We start from the raw sequence: 1638 nt of genomic DNA on the forward strand, positions 1-1638 counted from the left end.
GCCAGGGCATTGTCGTAAGAGTCGCCGACCGAGCCCATGGACGCCTGGACACCCGCTCTGACCAGCCGTGTTGTGAGCTTGATAGACGTATATTGACCAGGTTCAACCAGTGGATGCAACACCGGCTTATGTGATCGATAGTAGATGGTCGTTGAGGGCTTCGGCGGGTGTCTTCCAACCGAGGCTCTTGCGAGGGCGACTGTTGAGGGTGGCAGCGACCGCCTCGATATCCTCCGCCGCCCACCGGGAAAGGTCAGTGCCCTTCGGGAAGTATTGGCGCAGCAGGCCGTTCGTGTTCTCGTTGGTGCCGCGCTGCCAGGGACTGTGCGGGTCGGCGAAGTAGACCGGGACGCCGGTCTCGATCGTGAACTGGGCGTGAGCCGACAGCTCCTTGCCGCGGTCCCAGGTCAGCGACCGCCATAGTTGGCCGGGCAGAGTGCCCACTGTGGCCGCAAGCGCATCTTTCATCGTCACCGCGCCATAGCCGGCCAGCGGCGGCCCGTTCTTGGTACGCGGGACGATGCCGTAGCCGTCCTGGCGGGGCAGGTGGACGAGCAGCGTGAATCGGGTTGTCCGCTCAACCAGCGTGCCGATCGCCGATCGCTCGAGTCCGATCAGGAGGTCGCCCTCCCAATGCCCCGGTACGGCTCGGTCGTCGGCCTCGGCTGGGCGCTCGCTGATCAGTACCTCGGGCGTGACGTGGGCCCATGACTTCCGTTTGGATCGGGCCCGGGGCACCCGCAAGGCCCTGCCGGTGCGCAGGCAGGCGACGAGCTCGCGCTTGAGCGCTCCCCGGCCTTCGATGAACAGGGCCTGGTAGATAGCCTCGTGGCTGATCCGCATGGACTCATCATCGGGGAAGTCGACCTTCAGCCGGTTCGCAATCTGCTCCGGGCTCCACGCCATGACCCACTGGCGGTCGCCGCGGTGCGGCTTGTTCCTTCCCTTCCACCCCGTGCCCTCCGGCCCCAGTGCCGTCCCGTCCGGGCGGCTGACGTGGCCCGAGAGCCTTTCCTGGACGTAGTGCCGCAGCCGGTCGTTCGCGGCCAGCTTCGCTGTCTTCGGACGCTGAGCCACAAGATCGGCCTTCCACTGCGCGACCGACGCCCGGTAGTCCAACCGGCCGCCACGGGTCGCGGCGTTGCGCCGTAGTTCCCGGGACACTGTCGAGGGATCCCGGCCAAGACGTCGCGCGGTCTCCCGGACTCCGATGCCCTGCGCCTTCAGGATCGCGATCTCCTCACGCTCGTGAAAGGACAGGTACCGGCCGGACTGCGAGCCAAGATCCATCGGTGGCATGCCGCCACCGTGCCGGAACCACCTGCAACCCGCCGCCGGGGATACGCCGACTGCAGCTGCCGCCTCCTCGGCGAGCAGCCCCTTCGCGATCTCTCGCCAGAACTGACGTTCGACCTCTCGTCGAAGTGCCGGCGCACCCGGGGACTTCATGGGCGACCGCCCGGTCAACGCGGCCATCCACCCTGCTGGCCTGCCCATCAACACCTCCGGGGACGAGGTGTTGCAACGACCGGTTGAGCCCGGGTTGCGTGCCGTGGTCGGCGTGGTGGACGAGTTCGCCGGGGGCGACCTCGCGGCTGGCCAGCGCGTACTCCAGCGAGGTGAGGACCAGGTCGGCGT

At 67.6% G+C, this 1638-nt stretch carries 2 protein-coding genes; one reads left to right on the forward strand and one right to left on the reverse strand.

Annotated elements, in window-relative coordinates; all coding sequences use genetic code 11:
* Nucleotides 1-126: 126 nt before the first annotated feature.
* Nucleotides 127-1476: an IS30 family transposase gene (locus AB0N06_RS38810; protein ID WP_366139360.1), complete on the reverse strand. Its 1350-nt coding sequence runs from the start codon at nt 1474-1476 to the stop codon at nt 127-129.
* On the opposite strand from AB0N06_RS38810, the gene AB0N06_RS38815 reads away from it, so the two are divergent.
* Nucleotides 1448-1638: hypothetical protein (locus AB0N06_RS38815; protein ID WP_366139361.1), on the forward strand; the 191-nt coding region annotated here is incomplete at its 3' end. The two genes, AB0N06_RS38810 and AB0N06_RS38815, sit on opposite strands and share 29 nt — an antisense overlap.

The organism is Streptomyces sp. NPDC051020, from assembly GCF_040683105.1.
Taxonomy (GTDB): Bacteria; Actinomycetota; Actinomycetes; order Streptomycetales; family Streptomycetaceae; genus Streptomyces.

Bases quoted from the DNA above. Each gene is read 5' to 3' on its own strand.
- AB0N06_RS38810 (WP_366139360.1), bottom strand. From the start codon at position 1,476: ATGGCCGCGTTGACCGGGCGGTCGCCCATGAAGTCCCCGGGTGCGCCG.